Annotated in this window: 16 protein-coding genes; 8 read left to right on the top strand and 8 right to left on the bottom strand. The window is 66.1% G+C overall.

Translation table 11 applies throughout. The features are described 5' to 3' along the window. The first annotated feature begins 204 nt into the window (after positions 1-204). The 4 genes from LJ725_RS17360 to LJ725_RS17345 all read left to right on the top strand — a co-directional run bounded on the left by LJ725_RS17360 (position 205) and on the right by LJ725_RS17345 (position 5,516). Positions 205-2,238: a TonB-dependent receptor gene (locus LJ725_RS17360; protein ID WP_230551899.1), complete on the top strand. Its 2,034-nt coding sequence runs from the start codon at positions 205-207 to the stop codon at positions 2,236-2,238. Positions 2,239-2,431: 193 nt separating this feature from the next. Continuing rightward, entirely contained in the window at positions 2,432-2,641 is a 210-nt protein-coding gene (locus tag LJ725_RS17355; protein ID WP_230551898.1) for a hypothetical protein, read from the top strand. Between the two features lie 107 nt (positions 2,642-2,748). Beyond that, entirely contained in the window at positions 2,749-4,128 is a 1,380-nt protein-coding gene (locus tag LJ725_RS17350) for a sensor histidine kinase (protein WP_230551897.1), read from the top strand. A gap of 2 nt (positions 4,129-4,130) precedes the next feature. After that, the gene (locus LJ725_RS17345) at positions 4,131-5,516 is read left to right on the top strand and encodes a sigma-54-dependent transcriptional regulator (RefSeq protein ID WP_230551896.1); all 1,386 of its coding nucleotides are present in this window, start codon (positions 4,131-4,133) and stop codon (positions 5,514-5,516) included. 138 nt (positions 5,517-5,654) lie between these two features. Here LJ725_RS17345 and LJ725_RS17340 read toward each other — a convergent pair whose 3' ends face one another. Then, on the bottom strand, positions 5,655-6,326 hold the full coding sequence (locus LJ725_RS17340; protein ID WP_230551895.1) for a DsbA family oxidoreductase: 672 nt from the start codon (positions 6,324-6,326) through the stop codon (positions 5,655-5,657). 73 nt (positions 6,327-6,399) lie between these two features. Here LJ725_RS17340 and LJ725_RS17335 point away from each other — a divergent pair, with 73 nt between their 5' ends. Next, entirely contained in the window at positions 6,400-7,095 is a 696-nt protein-coding gene (locus LJ725_RS17335) for an SDR family NAD(P)-dependent oxidoreductase (RefSeq protein ID WP_230551894.1), read from the top strand. Between the two features lie 14 nt (positions 7,096-7,109). Beyond that, the gene (locus LJ725_RS17330; RefSeq protein ID WP_230551893.1) at positions 7,110-7,694 is read left to right on the top strand and encodes a hypothetical protein; all 585 of its coding nucleotides are present in this window, start codon (positions 7,110-7,112) and stop codon (positions 7,692-7,694) included. A gap of 99 nt (positions 7,695-7,793) precedes the next feature. Here the strand turns inward: LJ725_RS17330 and LJ725_RS17325 are convergent, their stop codons facing one another. Both LJ725_RS17325 and LJ725_RS17320 read right to left on the bottom strand, forming a co-directional pair. Further along, complete coding sequence (locus LJ725_RS17325) at positions 7,794-8,609, bottom strand: MipA/OmpV family protein (protein WP_230551892.1); 816 nt, start codon at positions 8,607-8,609, stop codon at positions 7,794-7,796. Between the two features lie 66 nt (positions 8,610-8,675). Next, entirely contained in the window at positions 8,676-9,338 is a 663-nt protein-coding gene (locus LJ725_RS17320) for an HAD family hydrolase (RefSeq protein ID WP_230551891.1), read from the bottom strand. A 49-nt stretch (positions 9,339-9,387) separates the two neighbouring features. Between LJ725_RS17320 and LJ725_RS17315 the strand changes: the two genes are divergently transcribed. Together LJ725_RS17315 and LJ725_RS17310 are read left to right on the top strand one after the other, a co-directional pair. Beyond that, positions 9,388-9,738, top strand: coding sequence for a cupin domain-containing protein (locus tag LJ725_RS17315; protein ID WP_230551890.1), 351 nt, complete (start codon positions 9,388-9,390; stop codon positions 9,736-9,738). A gap of 72 nt (positions 9,739-9,810) precedes the next feature. Beyond that, positions 9,811-11,103 carry an aspartate aminotransferase family protein gene (locus LJ725_RS17310; protein WP_230551889.1) on the top strand — a complete coding sequence of 431 codons (1,293 nt, stop codon included), beginning with the start codon at positions 9,811-9,813 and terminating at the stop codon, positions 11,101-11,103. Here LJ725_RS17310 and LJ725_RS17305 read toward each other — a convergent pair. The 5 genes from LJ725_RS17305 to LJ725_RS17285 all read right to left on the bottom strand — a co-directional run bounded on the left by LJ725_RS17305 (position 11,078) and on the right by LJ725_RS17285 (position 14,988). Continuing rightward, entirely contained in the window at positions 11,078-11,569 is a 492-nt protein-coding gene (locus tag LJ725_RS17305) for a redoxin domain-containing protein (protein ID WP_230551888.1), read from the bottom strand. The two genes, LJ725_RS17310 and LJ725_RS17305, sit on opposite strands and share 26 nt — an antisense overlap. 115 nt (positions 11,570-11,684) lie before the next feature. After that, entirely contained in the window at positions 11,685-12,428 is a 744-nt protein-coding gene (locus LJ725_RS17300; protein ID WP_230551887.1) for a substrate-binding domain-containing protein, read from the bottom strand. 8 nt (positions 12,429-12,436) lie between these two features. After that, on the bottom strand, positions 12,437-13,360 hold the full coding sequence (locus tag LJ725_RS17295) for a 2-dehydropantoate 2-reductase (RefSeq protein WP_230551886.1): 924 nt from the start codon (positions 13,358-13,360) through the stop codon (positions 12,437-12,439). Between the two features lie 4 nt (positions 13,361-13,364). Beyond that, on the bottom strand, positions 13,365-13,916 hold the full coding sequence (locus LJ725_RS17290; protein ID WP_230551885.1) for a HutD/Ves family protein: 552 nt from the start codon (positions 13,914-13,916) through the stop codon (positions 13,365-13,367). Between the two features lie 10 nt (positions 13,917-13,926). After that, positions 13,927-14,988, bottom strand: a complete 1,062-nt coding sequence (locus LJ725_RS17285; RefSeq protein WP_230551884.1) for a TRAP transporter substrate-binding protein — start codon at positions 14,986-14,988, stop codon at positions 13,927-13,929. Positions 14,989-15,000 lie beyond the last annotated feature (12 nt).

The following is a 15,000-nucleotide window of genomic DNA, read 5'->3' as shown; positions in this document are numbered from 1 at the left end:
TATCCGGGTCCGGCGTCTCGGGGCGGCGATGTGAGTGTCGACGTACCGGGCGCCGTAGGCGCCGGAACTCACTCGAGCCAAGGGCCATTCGGGAAGCGAATGCTCCGTCGGTCGACGTGCCTCGCGGCTTGGGTAGGCATCTGCCTGTATGCGGTGCCCGCAGGAGCCCAGACGGCAACACCCAGTGGATCGCCTCGCGGCACCATGCTCGAGATCCAGGTTACGGCGGGCCGCCTCGATCAGGATCGCGCCTCGATCATGCCGGACCTCGGGGCCACGCGGTACGGCTTCACACGCCAGAACATCGAGAACATTCCCCAGGGGGAGAACGCACCTCTCGGACAGGTGCTGCTGCGCGCGCCCGGCGTAGTTCAGGACGGCTTCGGCCGCATCCACGTCCGCGGTGACCACAGCAATCTCCAATACCGGTTCGACGGCGTTCAGTTGCCGGAAGGACTGTCGGCCTTCACTCAGGTTTTCAGTGCCCGCTTCACGGACACCCTGTCTCTGCTCACCGGCGCCCTGCCGGCCCAGTACGGCCTGACGACGGCCGGGGTGGTCGACATCGGTGTTCGGTCGGGGACGACCGATCCCGGTATCGAGGCGGCGCTGATGACGGGATCATACAACTGGATACAGCCCGTCCTGCAGTACGGAGGGCGCTCGGGTCCGGTCGACTACTTTGCCGTCGGCCAGTTCACCAGCAACAGCATCGGCATGGAGAACCCGACGGCGTCCTATCAGCCGCTCCACGACGCTACAAGGCAGTGGTATGCGCTGACGAAGGTGACCGGGATCGTCGATGAGCAGACGCGCCTCAGTTTCATAGCGGGAGGAGCCGCGGCCCGATTCCAGATCCCCAATCTGCCGTTTCAGACTCCCGCCTTCACCGTCAACGGCATATCGTCGTGGGACAGTACGCTGCTCGACCAGCAGCAATCGGAATCGACCTACTTCGCGATCGGTTCGCTGCAGAAGTCCTACCGAGACCTCAATGTTCAAGTGTCCGCGTTCGCACGCTACTCGAGCCTGGCCTATCAACCGGACCCGATCGGTGACCTTCTCTACAATGGCTTTGCCCCATGGGCGGTCCGCCAGGGAGTTGCCGCTGGCCTGCAGGGCGATGCCAGCTGGAAACTGGCCGAAGGGCACACGCTGCGCGGAGGCTATCTTGTGCAGCGCGAGCAGCTGAACAGTACGACCTGGGCCAACGCCTTGCCTCTCGTCCCCGGCGGCGGCGGTCTCGTGCCGGGCGGACAACCGGTCGGCATCTTCGACCATTCCGACCTGACGGCCTGGACCTACAGCGTCTACCTGCAGCACGAGTGGCGAGCCCTGCCTTCGCTGACCGTCAACTGGGGGCTGCGCTTCGATGCGGTATCCGGAGTCACGAACGAGAACCAGCTCAGTCCGCGCGTCAACGTGGTTTGGGAACCGGTCCCTTCGGTCTCTCTGCGCGCAGGATACGCGAGATATTTCGTTCCGCCGCCGCTTGGCTTCGTGACGGCGGCATCGCTCGCATCGCGCGCCGGAACCACGGCGGAGCCATTGGTGACCCTGAACGACCCGGTACGCGCCGAGCGCTCGGACTATATCGATTTCGGCCTGACAGCGAAGCCGCTGCCTCATCTCACACTCGGGTTCAGCGCCTACTACAAGTTCGCGCAGAACTACGTGGATGAGGGGCAGTTTGGGGCACCCGTGCTGATGACCGCCTTCAACTATGCATACGCGCAATCGAGAGGTTTCGAGATCTTCGCCAACTATGACGAGGGACCGTGGTCAGTCTATGCCAATCTCGCCTGGTCTCGTGTTTCCGTCATCGGCTTCAACTCGGCCCAGTTCAATGCGAGCCCGGCGGAACTCGATTACATTGCTCTCAACTGGATTCCCGCCGATCATGACCAGGGCCTTTCCGGCTCGGCCGGCATTTCATATGTCTTCGGTTACAAGACCGACCATGCGACCCGACTCGCGGCCGACCTGCTCCTCGGCAGTGGGCTTCGCACCACCGTGGCGACGCCCAACGACACGTCGCTGCCGGGCTATGCCACCCTCAACCTGTCGGTCACGCAGTCGCTCCCGATTCTCGAGAAGAGATCGACGCGCCTGCGGTTCGATGTCCTGAACGTGACCGATAATCAATATCAGTTGCGAACCGGCGCAGGCGTCGGTGTCGGCGCGCCGCAGTATGGTATGAGGCGCGCATTCTTCCTGACCCTGTCGCAAAAGTTCTGAGGCGTCTCGCGAGAATGGGCCAACAGACCCAAGTGGGTGGGGCAAATCCCCCAATCGCGTGTCGTCGCAACGCCAGGAAACGCTGGATTTCCTTTGATTTCAGTTGGTTAGCGCTTCCGGCACGGGTGGCACGGCGCTCGCAATCTGGTTGAGCGGATGCCCCAAGCATCCGCTCAACACGGAGAGAAATGTCATGATGAAGCCTATCCTGATTGCCACGCTCGTTGCTGCCACCCTGCCGGCCGTCGCTTTCGCCGCTCCCACTTTCCAGCCGGCGGTAGCCACCACGGTCGCGGCCGACGAAGCCAAGGCTCCCGCGGTTGATGCAACCAGCGACGAAAATGGCCTGGTGCTCGTGCGCGAAGGCGGGTCCCGCCGCGGTCGCGATCGTGGCCGTCCGTAAGTAGCGGGCCCGACCGGACCTGGCTTCGCCGGGTCCGGTCCCCTTCGCGGCGGGCGGCTGCAGCCCATCGAGCGTTCCATCGAGTACCAATACGGTATAACGACCCCATGGTCGGCCCGTCTTCCATCTTCAAGATTTCGAGAAGCTCTGCCCGCCAGTTCGACCTGCTGCGCTGGTTCGCGTTCACCTCGCTGGTCTGCGTCGTCCTGTTCGGAAGCGGCAGCGCGCTGCTGCTTGGCCGCGCGCTGACACGCAATACGCTGGAGCGCGATGCAGCCGTGAGCGCAGCCTTCGTCGAAAGCATCATGCGGGCGGAGGAGACATGGGTGTACTTCGTCGACCCAAAGTCGGCCGCTGCCAAGGAGCCGCTCGAATCTTTCTTTAAGCATGTCTCGCGTATGCCCGGCGTCGTGCGCGCCAACGTCTACTCGACGGACGGCACGGTCCTGTGGTCGAGCGACGCTGCACTGATCGGTCGCCGCTTCCTGGAAAACCACGAGCTGCAGGAGGCGCTTCGCGGACGCATCGTGGTCGAGTCGGGTGAAGTGGGCGATCACAAGGAAGAGCACATCGAACTCTCGCCGGGCACGGGCGGCAGCCGCTTCATGGAGGCCTACCTCCCGGTTCGCAACGCCGCCGGGACGGAGGTGATCGGTGTCGTCGAGATCTATCGCCTCCCCGAGAACCTGTTCCAGGCGATCGACCGCGACCTCCGGCTGGTCTGGATGGTGATCGGCTGTGGTGCAGCAATGCTTTACGGCGCCCTGTTCGGAGTGGTCGCCTACGCCCGCAAGGTCATGGCCAGGCAGCAGGAACAATTGGTGGAGGCGGAAGCTCTGGCCGCGATCGGCGCAATCGCCTCGACGGTGGCTCACGGCCTGCGCAACCCCCTGGCCTCGATTCGCTCCTCGGCGGAACTGGCGCGCATGGAGGACGATCCGGAGCGCGACCAGTGTCTTGCCGATATCATGCGTGAGTCGGATCGCCTCGACGGCTGGGTCCGCGATCTGCTGCTGCAAGCCCGCGAGGAAGCGATTGCGGGAGGTCAGGCCGATGCCAATCGTCTGGTCGAAGCCAGTGCGAGTGATCATGCGGCAGTCGCTGAACGCCAAGGGGTTCATATCGACGTTCGACCAGGAAGGGTGCCGCCAGTGCGTGGCAATCCCGGTGCGTTGAGGCCCGCGCTCGATAACCTGGTGCTCAATGCAATCGAAGCAATGCCTTCCGGAGGCGACTTGATACTCGAGACGATGCTGGCTGAAGGCGGAAAGCAGGTCGAGATCCGGGTCATCGATAGCGGCACGGGCCTGCCGCCCGCGCTGCATAAGGGGCTTCCACGGTTGTTCTACTCGACGAAGGCGCGCGGCACCGGGCTGGGGCTCGTACTGACCCGGCGCATCGTGCAGGGGTTCGGCGGCAGCCTGCGCTTCGACACCGGGCGTGGTCGCGGCACGTCCGCCATCATTGCGCTTCCCGTGGCGGCCTGACCATGGCGTACGGCATCCTTCTGGTCGAGGACGAGGAAACACTCGCCCGCAATATCCATCGGTTCCTGCAGCGCGAGGGGTTCGAGCCGCGCCACGCCTCGACGCTACGCGAAGCCGCCAAGGCTCTCGACGAGTTCGCTCCCGACCTCGTGCTGCTCGACCTCGGGCTGCCCGACGGAGACGGGCTCGAACTGCTGAAGAGTCTTTGCGAGCGTAGCCAGCCGACCAAGGTGATCGTGCTGACCGGACACGGATCGGTCCAGACCGCCGTGGAGGCGATGAAGGCGGGTGCGTTCGACTACCTGTCCAAGCCGATCGCGCTGTCCGAGCTCAAGCTCGCGATCGAGAAGGCGGTGGGCCAGGAGCGGCTCGAGGGTACTCTTTCCTACTACCGTGGGCGCGAGGCCCGGCAGGGCGGAATGGCGACCTTGCTGGGGCAGTCGCCGGCGATGCGCGAACTGCACCAGCGGCTGGGCCAGATCCTCGAGTCCGACCTGCGCCTCCGCGACGGCGTGCCGCCACCGGTGCTGATCCTGGGTGAAACCGGTGCCGGCAAGGAGCTGGTGGCTCGGGCCCTGCACTACGAAGGGCCGCGGGGGCAGGGGCCCTTCATCGAGCTCAATTGCGCCGCCCTGCCGGCCCACCTGCTCGAGTCGGAGCTGTTCGGCCACGAGAAGGGGGCTTTCACCGACGCGCGCGAACGACGCATCGGCTTGGTCGAAGCGGCGCATGGCGGCACGCTGTTCCTCGACGAAATCGGCGATCTCGACGCGGCTGTGCAGGCCAAGCTGCTCAAGCTGCTGGAGGACCGTACGGTCCGGCGGCTCGGCAGCGTGCGCGAGCGGCAGGTGGACCTGCGCTTCGTCGCGGCAACCCATCGTCCGCTCGAGAAGCTCGTCAACGAGGGCAAGTTCCGCTCGGACCTATTCTTCCGTTTGTCCGTGCTCGGCGTCACAGTGCCGCCGCTGCGCCAGCGCGGCGAAGACGTGCTGCTGCTGGCACGCCACTTCTTGGAGCAGCATGCACGACGCTATCGCCGGCCGGGATTTACGCTGGCACCTGACGCCGAGGCACGGCTACTCGCCCATGCTTGGCCCGGCAACGTGCGGGAGTTGCGCAATGCGATGGAGCAGGCCGCGCTTTCGGCGAGCGACGGGCGCGTCACGGTGGCGAACCTTGCGCTTGTACAGTTCACGCAGCCGCTGGAACGCGTAGAGGCCCAACCGCCTGTCGACGGCGTCTCGAGCCTGCCCGAGATCGAAAGGCGGACCATCGAGGTGGCTCTGCAGCAAGCCAAGGGCAATGTTTCCAAGGCTGCGCGAGCACTTGGCATCAGCCGCGACACCATGCGCTACAGAATGGCCAAGCATAGCCTCACGGGCGAATAACCGGGCCGACAAGCCGGGATGAAATCTCCGGCGCGCGACCCTGGCGCCATAGCATTCCCGGTCCGGCGGGCTCTCTCGCGCCGCGGCCGGCCATCCTGACAATCGGCGCCCAGGCGACCTCTGCGGTCCGTCCTGCCTTCAGGCCGCCCGGTCCTTCAGGATTTCCCACGCACGCCGGAAGGTCTGTGCCATCTCCTCGGCCGGCACCGCGCCGGAGAAGAGGACGTGACCCTGCAGGGCGAAGCTTGGCACGCCCTGGATGCCGGCGTTGCGGGCCATCTGGTCGCCCGCCAGCACTTCGCGGCGGCCCTCGTCGCCCGCCAGCATCGCGAGCACCTCGTCACGATCGAGGCCGGCTTCGGCGGCGATGCCCGCGAGCACGGTCGAGTCGCCGATGTCGGCGCCCTTGCAGAAATAGCTCTCGAACAGTTCCTCGACCACCGCGTCCTGGAGCCCGCGCGGGCCGGCGAAGCGGATCAGGCGATGGGCGTTGACGGTGTTGGGCGTGCGCTTGATGCGATCGAGATGGAATTCCAGCCCGACCGTCGCCGCGGTCTCGGTGATGCGCTGGTCGAGTTGCCGGGAGCGTTCGAGGCTGCCGAACTTGGCGATGCGGTAGCTGGTGCGCTCCGCGCCCTCGGCGGGCATGTCGGGATTGAGCTGGAAGGGGTGCCAGGCGACGGCGACGCTGCAATGGTGCGCGGCCAGCAGGTCCAGGGCCCGTTCGAGCTGGCGCTTGCCGATGTAACACCAGGGGCAGATCACGTCGGAGATGACGTCGATGCGGCCGATCGGCTGAGCCTGGTCCATGGCTTCGTTTCCTTCCCTATTGATGGGAAGCGTATACCTGCCGGGAATATCCGGCAACGAGAGGACCCAGGACATGCCGAAATACAGCTCCGCCCTGATCGTCGGGACCGGCCCCGGCCTGAGCGCCTCGCTGGCCCGCCTGTTCGCCCGGAACGGCCTGTCGGTCGCCTTGGCCGCCCGCGAGACGGGCAAGCTCGCGGCGCTCGCGAAGGAGACCGGCGCATCGGTCCATGCCTGCAACGCCGCCGATCCGAAGGATGTCGCCGGCCTGTTCGAGACCCTGGACGCGGCCGGGCGCACGCCGGACGTCGTCGTCTACAACGCCAGCAACCGTGTGCGCGGCGCGCTGGTCGACCTGCCGCCGGACGACGTGAGGCGGGCCATCGAGATCAGCGCCTTCGGTGCCTTCCTGGTCTCGCAGCAGGCGGTGAAGCGGATGCTGCCCAGGGGCGAAGGTGCTGTCCTGCTGTCGGGCGCGACCGCCGGGGTGAAAGGCTTCGCGCTCTCCGCCAGCTTCGCCATGGGCAAGTTCGCGCTGCGCGGCCTGGCGCAGTCGATGGCGCGCGAACTCTCGCCGAAGGGCATCCACGTCGCCCACTTCGTGATCGACGGCGGTATCCGCAGCGCCGCGCGCCCGGTGCCGGACGACAAGCCCGACAGCCTGCTCGATCCCGATGCCATCGCCGAGACCTACTGGCATGTCCTGCACCAGCATCGCAGTGCCTGGAGCTGGGAAGTCGAGGTGCGGCCGTGGGTCGAGAAGTTCTAGTCGGTTCGACGAAGATGCGATCGCCGTGCCGCGCCCTGCTGATCCTGCTGGCCTTGCTGACGCCGCTCCAGGCTTGGGCCATGGACATGAGGATCGAGGGCCAGTCCGTGATCCTGTCGGGCGCCGTCGACGGATCCGAATGCACGGCCCTCGGGGCGATCCTCTCGCAGGCCGCGATCAGGACCGTCGTTCTCACCAACTCGGGCGGGGGCAATGCCCGCGCCGGCTATTGCGTCGGAGACCTGATCCGGGAGCGCGGCCTGTCCACGGTCATCCGCGGACGCTGCGCGTCGTCCTGTTCGCGCATGTGGCTGGGCGGAATCGAACGGACCCTTGAAGGGCCGAACTGCCGGGTGGGACTGCACGGCAACTATGCCAGCAGCGGCGGACTTCTGCCGGATGCGCCGCATCGCCTGCGCAGCTGGATTCCGCAACGTGCGCCCCATGTCGACAGGGTCTTGATGGAGCAGTGGACCAGCCTGCCGACCAACAACTGGATGATGTATTTCTACAACGACAAGGCGGAGGTTTGCGAAGGCAGGGCCTGCACCCCGCTCGCCGGGCGCAATGCCCGCAACGCCGGACTGGCGACGCAGTGATGGCCTTGGCTTGCGCCACGTCCACATCCGTCGCCGCGCCTCGAACCGATCGTCGAGGGGCGGCCGTGGTGCCGGAGGCGATCTACGGTCCGTCGAGCCTTACCAGGAGAAACGCCAGGTGAGGGCGGCGCCGGTCACGAACTGGTTCCGCGAACCGCCGGGTCCCGTGACGATCGGCGAATAGGCCACGGTGTCGGCCAGATAGTTGTAGCTGCCGAAGGCCACGAAGCTCAGCCGGTCATGGATCCGCCACAACGCGCTCGCCCCGACGCCGACGCTGCGAAGGCCGGCGCCCGGATAGTACTGGGCGTAACCGGAGTTCAGCGACTGCAGCGCGGTGATGCCGAAATAGGCCTGGTTGAAGGTGCCGTCGGTCACCGAGAGGCGCGGACCGCCGGACAGGAAGAAGCTGTTGCTCAGCCGCATCTTGCCGTCGACCAGCGCGTCGAAGATCAGGCCGTTGCTGCCGCCGATGCCGCGCCTCAGTTCGACCTTTGCGGCGAAGAAGGGCTGGTCGTAGCGCAGGAAGGCGCCGCCCTCGACGGTGAACGGCACGTTGCCGGTACCGAAGAGATAGCCGCCGTCACCCTGGTTGCGCGGAAAGCGGTAACGGAAGATCGGGCCGGCCTTGAAGCCCGAGTCGTCGAACAGCGTGGCGCCGACGCCGTCGCGGGCGGAGATGAACACCTTGTCGCGCTGATAGCGCAGATCGAGGTTCGGGATGGGCAGGACGCGATAGTTCGCGCTGCCTTCGAACCACGGGGCGACGACGACGCCCGGTCCGATGTCGAACGTCCAGTCCTTTGGCGGCGGACCCGAGGGTTCGCTGCCGATACTCGTGGGCTGGGCGGAAGCCGTTCCTGCGTGCACCGATACGAATGCAAGGCAGGCGATGAGGAGACGACGCAGGGACACGAGGCAACTCCGCTGTTGACGCTACTATACGCGCCCGGCGGGCTCCCGGATCAGTCGATATGAAAATTAAAGCGATTCTTCGAGAAGCCGACGTGCCTCATGGAGGTCCTCGAACACACGCAGGCACTTGGCCCGCACTTCCCGCAGCGGCGGCAGGATGTCCGGAACCATGAAGGCCATCGTGCCGGCGGCGTGGGCGGCGGTGAGGCCGACGTTTGAATCCTCGAAGGCGACACAGTTTTCGGGCGCGACGCCGAGGCGGCGGGCCGCCTCCAGATAGACGTCGGGTGCCGGCTTGGCATTCTCGACATCGTCGCGCGTGGCGACGGCGGCGAAGCGGTCGATCAGCCCGGCCTTGCCCAGATGGCGCTCGGCCGTCAGCCGGCCCGAGCCGGTGGCGACGGCGAGGCGGAGGCCGCGGCCGCCGAGGAAGTCGAGCATCTCCACGACCCCGGGCTTGACCGGCAGGTGGCTGTCGAGCCGGCGCTTGGCATGCCCCGAGAAGCGCTCGCGAAAGCGGTCGATCCGGAACGCCGCGCCATAGAAATTCTGGATCATCACGTCGCATTCGCGACCGGAGATGCCGATCATCGAATGGCAGAAGTCGAGCGACATCTCGATCCCGAGATCGCGGGCGGCGTCCTGCAGGGCGTCGATGTAGACGGCCTCGGTATCGATCAGCAGGCCATCCATGTCGAAAAGGACGGCTTCAACGGGTTTCCTCAGCATGCTTTCGTTCTAAGCTGCCCGGCCGAGAGGGCAAGGGAGAGAAAAATTCATGCGCATCCATAACCTGTATGTCGACGCCGACGGCGAGACCCATTTCCGCGACATCGAGATCGAGTGGAAGAACGAAGGCCGCGGCGGCAAGACCTCGGCCACACTGCCGGCGACCGGCATCATCTTCCGCGAGACGCCCGGCACCTACGATTACGAATGGCATCCCGCGCCGCGCCGGCAGTACATCATCAACCTCGACGCCGGCGTCTCCATCCAGGCGAGCGACGGCGAGACCCGCATCATCGGCGCCGGCGAGGTCATCCTGGTCGAGGACACGCATGGCAAGGGCCATTTCTCGAAGGCCATCGACGGCAAGCTCCGTCACTCGATCTTCGTTCCCATCGAATAGGCATCGCCGGAAGCGCGCCCCTGGTGTGGCGCGCTTCCTGCTCCGAACCGGACTTCAAGCGTAGAGGCATCCATGAACATCCAGACCCCAGTCGATCCCACCAACGAGCTGGTCGAGCAGGCGCGCCGCGTGCTGCCGGGCGGCAGCTTCGGCAACATGCCCCCCGAGGTGATCCTGAAGGAGGGCAAGGGCGGTCGGATCTACGACGAGGCCGGCAAGGAGTACGTCGACTTCCTGCTGGGCTCCGGCCCGATGTTCATCGGACATGCCCATCCCGAGGTCACGGCGGCCGTCCAGGCGCAGGTGCCGCTGGGCACGACCTTCTTCGGCAACAACCGCCACGGCATCGCGCTCGCCGAGGCGATCGTCGATGCCGTTGCCTGTGCCGAGCAGGTGCGCTTCGTGTGCTCCGGCACCGAGGCCGATCTCTATGCGATGCGCGCCGCGCGGGCCTTCCGCAAGCGCGACAAGATCCTGAAGTTCGAGGGCGGCTATCACGGCATGAGCGACTACGCGCTGGTGTCGCTGGCGCCGAAGAGCCCCGGCAATTTTCCGCGCGGGTCCATCGACTCGGCCGGTATCCCGAAATCGGTCGCCGATGAGATGGTAGTCGCGGCCTTCAACGACATCGACATGGTGAAAAGCCTGATCGAGGAGCAGAAGGACGAGCTGGCCGGCGTCATCGTCGAGCCGTTCCAGCGCCTGATCCCGCCCAGGCCCGGCTTCCTGCAGGCGCTGCGGGAGGTGACGGCCGAGCATGGCATCCCGTTGATCTTCGACGAGGTCGTGACCGGGTTCCGCTTCGCCTATGGCGGCGCCCAGGAATATTACGGTGTCACGCCCGACCTCTGCACCCTGGGCAAGATCGTGGGCGGCGGCTTCGCGCTGGCGGCCATCGCCGGCCGCGCCGACATCATGAAGCACTTCGATCGCCTCGCGATGACCGACGAGGATTTCATCTTCCAGGTCGGCACGCTCTCGGGAAATCCGGTCGCAGCCGTCGCGGGCCTCGCGACGCTCGACGTGCTGAAGCGGCCCGGCACCTACGAAGGCGTCTTCGCCAACGGCCGCAGGCTGATGGATACGCTATCGGAACTGCTGAAGAAGCACGGTTTCAAGGCGCAGGTGATCGGCGAGCCGCCGCTGTTCGACATCGTCTTCACCGACCAGCCGATCAAGGATTATCGCGACACACTGAAGGCAGACACCGCGCTCCTGAAGCGCTTCAACCAGGCGCTGCGCGCCCGCGGCATCATGAAGGGCGAGAGCAAGTACTATGTCAGCGTGGCGCACACCCAGGCCGACATCGATCACACGATCGCCGCCTGGGAGGATGCGCTCAAGGAGTTGAAGGCGGCGCGCTGAGCAGGTTGCCCAGGATCAGGCCGAGGGCGAGATCGTCCTCGGCGCCGAAACTGTGGCGCGCGATCCGGCCCTCGCGGTCGACGATCACCGTCGAGGGCGTTCCCCGGAAGCCGTAGGCCGCCATGGTCTGCGGGATCGGTCGGTCGGGCGACGGCCGATCGACGGCGACCGGGAACGCGATCTTGTATTCGTGCAGGAAGGCCTCGAGCGACACCGGCGTCATGGCCGCGTGATGCTCGAACACGGTGTGAATGCCCAGTACCACGAGCCCGTCGATCGACTTCGCGATCTCGTTCAGCTTGCGCGCCTGCGGGATCGCGGTGGAAACGCAGCCGGGGCACAGCATCTGGAAGGCGTGAAGGACGACGATGCGGCCGCGCAGGCTCTCAAGGGTAATCGGCTGGTCGGTGTTGAACCAGCGTTCGACGATGAGAGGCGGTGCGAGGGGGCGTTCGGTGTGGGTCATATGAGATAAAGGTCCTTCGCTGCGCTCAGGATGACACCGTTTTCTGAAGCAGCGCACTGCGTCAGCTTCAGTAGAATTGTCATCCTGAGCGCAGCGAAGGACCTTTCTCTTTGCCTCAGGGACTGTCGAGGCCCTTTGACTTCAGGATCTTGCCGTTCTCGGGATTGGCCAGCGCCAGCAGCAGCGCGTCGGCGGCGGCGCGGTTGCGCGAGGCCAGGGACACGCCACCAGAATAGATCGTGTAGTTCTGCACCATCAGCGGGATCGGGCCGACGAACTGCACGCCGGGCACGCCCATCAGCTCACTGCTCTGCTGCAGCGCGATGTCGGCCTTGCCGTCGACGATGCGGTCGGCGACCAGCCCGCCCTGGACCAGCACGCTCTTGGGCTTGAGCTGGTCGGCGATGCCCATCTGCTGGAACAGCTGAGCGAGATAGATGCCGCTCGATCCGCCGGCCGCGGGGTCGATGTAGGCGATGGCACGCGCGGCCAGCAGTGCCTGCTTGAAGCCGTCGACCTCGGAAATGTCGGGCACCGGCGCGCCCTGCTTGATGGCCATGCCGACGCCGGCGCGCGCCAGTTCCTTGGCGCTGCTCTCGGCGACGCGGGTCCGCAGCAGGGACGCCATCTGGATCGGCGGGATCACCAGCACGTCGAAATACTCGCCGTCGGCGACGCGCTTCTGCAGCGCGCCGGCCGTGCCGGTCTCGATCGTGACCTTGTGGCCGGTCTTCTTTTCGAAGTCGGCGACGATCTCGAGGGCGGCCGACTTGTAGGCGCCGGCGCTCAGCAGCTTGAGATCGGCGGCGGACGCGTTCCCCGCGGCAAGGGCGAACAGGAGGACGAGCAGGACGCGCATGGTTTCCCTCAGGCTGGCGTGCCCATGACGTAGGGCTTCAGCGCAGCATACATCAGCGCGTGCGTCGGTGTCGGGACATTGTGGCGGCGGCCCAGCTCGACGACCTTGCCCGACAGCCAGGGCAGCTCGATCCGGTTGCCGCGCAGCAGGTCGACGGCCATCGAGGCCATCAGGGCCGGCGGGGCATTGCGATTGAAGGCGAAGGTCCGCTCGACGATGTCGGCGGGCAGGGTGATCCCCGCGGCGCGGCCGACTGCGGCCACTTCCGCATAGGCGGCGCCGAACAGCGCCGTGACGTCGGGATCGTCGCGCAGCTTGCCGACCGGCAGGCGGGTCAGCGCCATGACGCCGGCATTGGAGGCGAGCAGCACGAACTTGATCCAGAGATCGGTCATGATGGCTTCGCTCAGCACGCCATCGATGCCGGCCTTCTTGCACATCTCGGCGAACGCCACGGCGCGCGGGCTGCGGCTGCCGTCGGGCTCGCCGAACACCATGCGCATGACCGTGCCGGTCTGGCGGATCAGGCCGGGCTCGGCGATGGTCGCGCTGATGTTGGCGACGCCCGGCATCACGGCACGGGCGCCGAGGATCGGGATCAGCCGCTCGTGGGCGTCGACGCCGTTCTGCAGGGTGATGACGGCGGTGTCGGGACCGACCATCGGTTTGATCGCGGCGCCGGCGCTCTCGACGTCCCAAAGCTTCACGCAGAACAGCACGTAATCGACCGGGCCAACCGCAGCTGGATCGTCGGTCGCCTGAGTCGGCCGCAGATGGGTGTTGCCGCGGGCGCTCTCGATCCGCAGTCCATCCTTCCTCATCGCCGCCAGGTGCGCACCGCGCGCAATGAAGGTCACGTCCGCGCCGGCATGCGCCAGAGCCGCGCCATATCCGCCTCCGACGCCACCCGCGCCGACGACTGCGATCCGCATGCGCTTAACCTCGATTCTCGGTGATGCTCGCAACCAGTGTGGATGCCGTCACGCCGGTCAGGCGTGTCGGCACCGGTATTTTGAGGCGCAGTGCCTGGTCGGCGGCCAGTTTGCGTTCGTCGCCCTGCACCGCGACTGTCGCCTCGCCGTGCGGCGTGTAGGCGAAATGCGTACCGGGATCGAGGAGAAGCGTGCGTCCCTCATCGAGCACGACGATGTCGATCTTCACCCGCGAGCGGCGGCCGATCAGGTTGACCACCTCGACCGGGCCGGCTTCCAGCCGGCTCACGATCGGCGTTTCGCCGGTGAAGCGCACGGGCCGGAAGGGCTGCCGCACGTCGATCTCGCCGGTCGGCGTCTCCAGGACCAGACCGCTGCCGGAGACCAGCACCTGCACGCGGTCGAAGCCCGTATAGTCCGAGAAGGGGCCGGGCTTCACGATGGGCGTCCGGCCGAACCGCCAGACATCCTCCTCGAAGGCGATGTCGACGGTCGTGCCCCCGCCATTCTTCCATGGCGTGCGGAGATAGCCGGAGGGATCGAGCAGCGTGAACACGGGACGCCTGTTACGGAGCAAGCGTGACGTTGACCGTCTTCCCAACCGTATCGTTCCAGGTCTTTACGCAGTCGGGACCGCAGCGCTTGGCGAAGGATGGCAGGATCGCCTTGGTGAGCGCGTCCTTGCGCAGGGCCTCGTCGGCCGGCGTCACGGGAACCAGCTTCATGTTGGCGGGTGCTCCCTCGCTGCACGGGCCGGTGCCGGTGTTGCAGTTGATGCCGGTCTGCGTCTCGGTCCGGGCCTGCTCGAAGATCGACTTCTCCAGTTTGTTCAGCTCGGTCTGGAGGAAGGCCTGGACCTTGGGGTCGAGGGAGTTCCACCACTTCAGGTTGGCGAGCTGCGCGGCCACGCCGAAATTGACCGGCATGGGCGAAATGAACTTCGCGGCCTCGTGCCACTTGGACTTGTAGCCCGACAGCGCGCCGGTGATGGCGCAATCGACCACGCCGCTGGCGAGGGCCGGCTGGACCTCGGCGAAGGCGATGTTGAGCGGCGAGGCGCCGATATGGGTGACGAAGGCCTGCTGCGACGCACCCGAGGCGCGGATCTTGCGGCCCTTCAGATCGGCGATCGTGACGAAGGCGTCGCGGCAGTACAGGACCTGTGCCTGGTAGGTGCCGAAGCCCAGCAGCTTGATGCCGTGCTTCTCTTCGAGGAACTTGGCATAGGCCGGACGGATCGCCTCGATGACCTTCTCGAGCTCCTCGACGGAGGCCACCAGGCCGACCAGGTCGGCGGCCTCGTTCATCGGCACTTCCCCGGAATTGTAGTTGAGCACGGTGGTCGCGAACTGCAGCGTTCCGCTGGAGACGAGACGGAAGATCTCGGCGCCCTTGAAGCCCAGCTCGGTGAAGGGCTTGACCTGGACCTTGATCGCGCCGCCCGAGGCCTTGGGCACGATCTCGGTCCAGAACGGAACCTCGCGGCTGGTGTACATCGAGAGGCCGCCGATGCTGCCGACGACGTTGAACGAAGTCGAGGGCAGCGGTGCCGGCGTCTGCGCCTGGGCGCCGCCGACGACGAATGAGCCGGCAAGAGCTGCCGCCGCAACCAGATGCTTCAGGAACATGAAATCCTCCTT

Origin of the sequence: Reyranella aquatilis (assembly GCF_020880995.1) — a bacterium.
Taxonomy (GTDB): domain Bacteria; phylum Pseudomonadota; class Alphaproteobacteria; order Reyranellales; family Reyranellaceae; genus Reyranella; species Reyranella aquatilis.
This window is presented reverse-complemented; position numbering and strand designations above follow the sequence as displayed.